The sequence below is a fragment of the Actinomycetota bacterium genome (assembly GCA_018334075.1).
Lineage (GTDB): Bacteria > Actinomycetota > Coriobacteriia > Anaerosomatales > UBA912 > JAGXSC01.
Window position 1 is genome coordinate 1 of sequence record JAGXSC010000017.1, and the last position, 5,170, is coordinate 5,170.

Annotated in this window: 8 protein-coding genes and 1 pseudogene; 4 read left to right on the forward strand and 5 right to left on the reverse strand. The window is 43.1% G+C overall.

What is annotated here, in order from left to right; translation table 11 throughout:
• From KGZ89_02915 to KGZ89_02935, 5 genes and pseudogenes are all read right to left on the reverse strand, one after another.
• A pseudogene (locus tag KGZ89_02915) lies at nucleotides 1–368 on the reverse strand (transposase).
• 33 nt (nucleotides 369–401) lie between these two features.
• Nucleotides 402–1,388 (reverse strand): IS1595 family transposase, encoded by a 987-nt coding sequence (locus KGZ89_02920; protein ID MBS3973802.1) that lies wholly within the window; start codon nucleotides 1,386–1,388, stop codon nucleotides 402–404.
• A gap of 121 nt (nucleotides 1,389–1,509) precedes the next feature.
• A complete protein-coding gene (locus tag KGZ89_02925; protein ID MBS3973803.1) occupies nucleotides 1,510–2,064 on the reverse strand; it encodes an IS66 family transposase zinc-finger binding domain-containing protein in 555 nt (184 codons plus the stop codon).
• Between the two features lie 12 nt (nucleotides 2,065–2,076).
• Nucleotides 2,077–2,433, reverse strand: coding sequence for an IS66 family insertion sequence element accessory protein TnpB (gene tnpB, locus KGZ89_02930; GenBank protein MBS3973804.1), 357 nt, complete (start codon nucleotides 2,431–2,433; stop codon nucleotides 2,077–2,079).
• Nucleotides 2,430–2,732: a hypothetical protein gene (locus KGZ89_02935; protein ID MBS3973805.1), complete on the reverse strand. Its 303-nt coding sequence runs from the start codon at nucleotides 2,730–2,732 to the stop codon at nucleotides 2,430–2,432. Before KGZ89_02935 ends, tnpB begins: the two co-directional genes overlap by 4 nt.
• Nucleotides 2,733–3,079: 347 nt before the next feature.
• On the opposite strand from KGZ89_02935, the gene KGZ89_02940 reads away from it, so the two are divergent.
• From KGZ89_02940 to KGZ89_02955, 4 genes are all read left to right on the forward strand, one after another.
• Nucleotides 3,080–3,574, forward strand: coding sequence for a hypothetical protein (locus KGZ89_02940; GenBank protein MBS3973806.1), 495 nt, complete (start codon nucleotides 3,080–3,082; stop codon nucleotides 3,572–3,574).
• A gap of 68 nt (nucleotides 3,575–3,642) precedes the next feature.
• Nucleotides 3,643–4,122, forward strand: coding sequence for a hypothetical protein (locus KGZ89_02945; GenBank protein ID MBS3973807.1), 480 nt, complete (start codon nucleotides 3,643–3,645; stop codon nucleotides 4,120–4,122).
• 95 nt (nucleotides 4,123–4,217) lie between these two features.
• Nucleotides 4,218–4,685 carry a hypothetical protein gene (locus KGZ89_02950; protein ID MBS3973808.1) on the forward strand — a complete coding sequence of 156 codons (468 nt, stop codon included), beginning with the start codon at nucleotides 4,218–4,220 and terminating at the stop codon, nucleotides 4,683–4,685.
• Between the two features lie 296 nt (nucleotides 4,686–4,981).
• Nucleotides 4,982–5,170 (forward strand): SPFH domain-containing protein (locus KGZ89_02955; protein MBS3973809.1); only part of this gene is annotated, 189 nt, incomplete at its 3' end.

Here is a 5,170-nt window from a genome sequence, read left to right on the forward strand (position 1 = left end):
ATGGCCGGACTCTCCCGCCCGGTTCGGTAAAGCCACATGTATGAGGTGCTTTCTGCAGTACGCCCTGGTTCATTTAGCACCTGCAAAGTGGTTTCGTCAGCATGCAAAATATCCTGCTTTAGCAGATGGTTGTGCATCTGATCATACAAAGGGAGAAGCCAACGCTCTGCACTCTGAACCATCCAGTTTGACAAGGTTTGGCGGGAAAGGCTCACCCCAAAGCGTTCAAGCTGCTGCTCTTGGCGGTACAGGGGCATACCATCTACGTACTTCTGTGTCATGATAAAGGCAAGAGCAGTTGGTGACGCAATGCTGCCCGGAAGTGCAGGGGCAGGCATTGGTGCTGTAACGATTCTGGTTTTTATGTTTAGCTCTTTTCGTAAATATTGTGGCTGACTAAATTACGCTATTCGCAAGGATTTAAAAGCTTCATAGAGGAATTGCTTCTTCATTGCGTGTAATTCCTTGTTTTTGTGAATTTGGAAGAAACGGAACCAAGCCAAATAATTATCCAAATACTTGGTGGAAATGCCTTTAAAATCCCTCACCCAGTGTTTTAGCCCAGAGTGATAGGCATTCACATGTTGGATGTGGTACAAGCCCCGCACCCGTTCATATTTTGGATTAAGGCGTTCGTGTCGTATCTTCCGTCGCTTAGCAAATGCTTCGTAATTTCTGGCCGCATCCGTACACAGAATTGAGCCGGGTATAATGTGTTCACCAATTGCTTTGTCTATCTCGACATAAGATGTATTGCCCCGACCCACAATCTGGGACACAATAGCCCCGTCTCTGTCAATGGCAATCAAGGCAGCCACTTGCTGATTGCTCAGACCGCGCTGTTTGGCCTTTCCGCCGTGTTTGCGGGGATTAGTAAGACGATGTTTGTGCTTACCCTTCTTGCTTTCCAGAAAATAGGTTTCATCCGCCTCTACAATCCCGCCAAGATGGTCTTTTTCTAGCTGTCTGAGGGCATTTAAGACCTTGTGTCGCCACTTGAAAGCCGTGGAAATATGGATATCCAGAGCCAATGCGGTAGCAGGCAGAGATTTGCTTTGTGCCATCAGTTTGAGATATTGCACCCATTTATCAGGATGATGTGTTCCCGAAATCGGGCTGCCTGTATGGTCGTTGAAACTTCTGCCACAGCGTTTGCTTAGACATAAGTACCGCTGTCTGCCACGGTAAATGCCGTGTTTCTTAACTTTCATCGCTTTACAATGTGGGCAACGCACTTTATGAGGAAAACGGACTTCCCGCAGCTCGGGCGTAAGCACATTTACATCCTTCTCCTCAGGGTAAAGAATTCCTCTGAGTTCGGCATAAAGCGTCTGCTGTTCGTGCCATTTCAGTTGTTTAATTCCCTCCAACAGTACATTTGCATCCATTTGCGTCACCTCGCACCGATTTGTAAGACATTTTATCAGTAGGATGAGCAAATGGCAATAAATTTATGCAAATTGGAGAAATCAAGGACAAATAACAATTAAATAACGCTACAGGTAAAATCTACAAACACAAATTTAACGAAAAGAGCGTTATGTTTTCCTGCTCACAACGGCGACACGCATAGACGTGTTGTACATGTTTGACCACAGAGACCTGGGCAGGGATCACTTTTATCTCTTGCCGAACCTTTGTACTCATTTCATGTAGCGGCCCTCCACAACTACATACCTGTTCTTCCGGAGATAGGTAGTAATCAATTGTTTCGACCGGCAGTCCCTTAAGCTGCTCCTCACGATGACCTTTTTGCTTTTTACGTTTGTACGTAACCTCTTCTATGGTAGGTTCAGGTTGAGCCGGCTTTGTATCCACTTCAGCTTCATTAAAAATGTTTAGCTGATCTGGGTGAGTTTGCTCACTGGAAGAACCAAAACGCCGCTGCTGGGAAAGCCGAAACTGTTCCTCATACCAGGATAATTTGACCGACAGTTCAGTCACCTGCTGCTGAAGTTTGGCACATTCATTCTCAAGTTGTTCTACAGATTTTGCTGTGTTTTCCATACTATTCAATTCGACATCAAGTGCCAAAAACCCTTTAAAAACAAGGCTTCTTCGCAAATTTATTTACTCTTAAAGTACGATTCGTGCAGTTACTTCTGGGTGTGCATGACGCTGCTTTAACGGTAGTCCATCTAGCAGCCAACGCAACTCACGTCGGCTAATAGCGGTAACACCGACACCGTCTTTTTGTGGCCACTGGAACTTGCCTTTCTCAAGCCGACGGTAGTAAAGCCAGAATCCATTATGTTCCCAGTGTAGAATTTTCAACTTATCCCGCTTGCGGTTACAGAACACGTAAAGGCAGGAAGAGAATGGATCTAGTTGGAATCCTTCCTTCACCAAAACGGCTAACCCATCAATGGACTTACGCAGATCTGTGTTTCCGCAGGCAAGGTAAACCCTTTCCAATCTTACTTCGCTAATCATTGTACAAGCGTGTTCACGACATCAAGAAGCAACTTTGGGTCGAAGCCGTGCTTAACTTCTATAGCAACACGGCCAATTCGAACTAGCAAGGTTGGCTGAACACCGTCATCACTTAAGTCCAACGGAAGCCACGAAAGCCCATGTTCCGAAGATGATACGTCACGATCTTTCCGTAACCAATACCACAATTGATAGGGTTTTACATCTTGATTGGCACACCAAACTTGAACAGACAGTCCGCTCGCTTTGAATTCAGAAATTCTGGTTTTCCATAAAGATTGTCGTTCTAACTTCGTCATAGAAAAAATCCCCCTTTAGCGATCTCTACATTGTAGAGTATCTTAAAAAAAGGATTCTGAATACGTGGGAACTGTTTGACGCTTACTCATGGATGAAGTTAACCTTAGCAGTAAATTAAGAGCAGGTACATGGATACGTAGAACTTGGATTTGGTAAAACCACAAAAACTGCGCTAGAGAAAAGGTTTTCCAGCCAGATAAATCGAATAAAAATATTAATCTAGCCTCACATGTGGAAATAGTTGCGGGACATAGTATCTCGCAACCATTTCTAAAAGCCGTTTATGCATGTAAGGTTTTGAAGACAAAATAAGCCAAACTAAGCGTATTTTGGAGGTATTAATTTAATGAGTCGTAGTTTAAGGGTAAGATTACGAGATTTTGAGGATGAGAGATCAGGTCTAAGTATAGATATGCAATGCTGGGGTTTTTATTGGATATCCATCAGGTTTAACACGCCTTTTGGTGCAATCAATCTAAGTCCGCAGCAGGCGGGACTGCCGGGTGTGCTTTGCGAGTTTGACTCTATTGGTGTAGATGCTATAACCGAAGCGATAAGAGATGGTATGGAAAAGAGATCGCTAAAGATTTTTGCCGGCAGTGCAAAACCGTTCTTTAATATAGAGATTTCTGCTGGACTAAGTGGAGAGGGCTATGAGGATGGCATATTTATTTTTACTATGAGATTAGATCCAGTAGCAATATGCAAGCGTTCTGGTTCTACCAGCAAAGCTGGCATTACTCTCTCGGTATTTGTAAACCGAAAGAATATCGAGGAATTTATATCGTTTCTCCAAGAATTAAAGAAAGCGAAGGATCATGGGAATAAGGCTTTCCCGTAATTGACAGAATTTATAGATGGAAAGAATTGAACAGAATAAGCTAAAATTGTTTTGGAGGGGTTAGTCTAATGAGGCGTAGTTTGTCGTTGCTAATGCAAGATTTTGAGAATGAACAGTCTGGTTTAAGTATAGAAATGAATTATTGTTGTCAGGATTCTACTATGTCAGTCAAGTTCAATACACCTTTTGGTGCAATTAACGTTAGTCCGGAAACGGGGTGGCGCAAGGATTTATATTCGTTCGATGCAGATAATATAGCCGAAGCAATAAAAAAAGGATTGGAAGAAAAACTACCAATGATTGCCACTGGGTCGTTGGAGCCGTATATTACAATCATGATTGATGCTGATTCAGATGGAAAGGGTCATGACCGGGACTTATATCTTTTTACCATGGAATTAGATGCTGTGGCGATTTGTGATCCCGGCTCCACAGGTGGAGACTACATTAGCATTTCAATATTTCAAAACCGAAAAAATATCGAAGAATTTGTATTGTTTCTCCAAGATGTAAAACATGCTCGAGGTCGAGATGATTCAGAAAGTTAAGAGGTATTTGTGTGGTTGTTGTTCCGACAGGACAGGCCAATAGCTGTTGAATGAAGATATCCAGATTTTTTGCCGAGATATCTTTTGGAAGGAGAGTGAAAAATCTGAAAACTCGTAGTAAATTTGTCGTTAGCCTGATATGTTTGTCAGGCGGAATATTGGGAGCAATATTTTCGATAGTCATTGACCATATTTTAACAATAACTGGACCTCAACCGGGAGGTTTTGTACATATTGTATTAAGGCCGGAGGATCATGGTTTTGCTATATCTTCCCATCCTATCTTTCGCGTAATTAGATCAGTAGTCATGCAATTATGGCCTATATTCTTGGGGATGACCTTGGCTTCGGCGTTTCCTTTCAAAAACAAACTGAAAAATCGCGTTGTTTTAACATTCAATGTCGCGTTTGGCATTGCTGCTGTTCTTTGTGTGGGAGTTTTGGGGATTTTTCATTTATTTGGGGTTTATGTCGGTAGAATTGGAGAAGGGTTTGCCACGCTCTTTGTGGGGCTAATAGCGATTGGTAGTATTTGGGAAAATAGGAATTATTTTGAATCTTAATTTGCTTTAGCATGCCTTGAAATAAATGTGTCCGAACGCAACATATGGCAGTGCATATTTTGTATAGCTTCTCACGAATTTTGACGGCGAATTCTCACCGCCAATAGCGCTGCCGTGATGGTCTAAGAATTGCCTTAAATACGTGGTATGTTGATACTTTGGCCCCTGAGTTGAGAGAAAATGCACTACCGGCAGGAAATGTAGATAATGATGTTCGGTCGACTATCGGAGACGATGTTGATCTCTCTTTTTTTTGAAGTAACTGTACATGAAAACGAAACGGCAGGGTCTTATCTCTGCGAGGCGATTGCGATGTGATCGCCAAGGAATTGCATGATGATCTACAGGCTCGCCTGAGTGTAGCCGGATTAGAGGTGATTGATGCGCGCCTCACCCACCTTGCCTATGCGACAGAGGTTGCCAGCGCTATGCTACAACGCCAGCAGGCTGGTGCAGTCCTAGCCGCTAAGCAGAAGATCGTAGAT

What these genes read in the sequence shown, in the direction of transcription:
- KGZ89_02920 (MBS3973802.1), bottom strand. Translation starts at nt 1,388, where the DNA reads ATGGATGCAAATGTACTGTTGGAGGGAATTAAACAACTGAAATGGCAC.
- tnpB (MBS3973804.1), bottom strand. Translation starts at nt 2,433, where the DNA reads ATGATTAGCGAAGTAAGATTGGAAAGGGTTTACCTTGCCTGCGGAAAC.
- KGZ89_02935 (MBS3973805.1), bottom strand. Translation starts at nt 2,732, where the DNA reads ATGACGAAGTTAGAACGACAATCTTTATGGAAAACCAGAATTTCTGAA.
- KGZ89_02940 (MBS3973806.1), top strand. Translation starts at nt 3,080, where the DNA reads ATGAGTCGTAGTTTAAGGGTAAGATTACGAGATTTTGAGGATGAGAGA.
- KGZ89_02945 (MBS3973807.1), top strand. Translation starts at nt 3,643, where the DNA reads ATGAGGCGTAGTTTGTCGTTGCTAATGCAAGATTTTGAGAATGAACAG.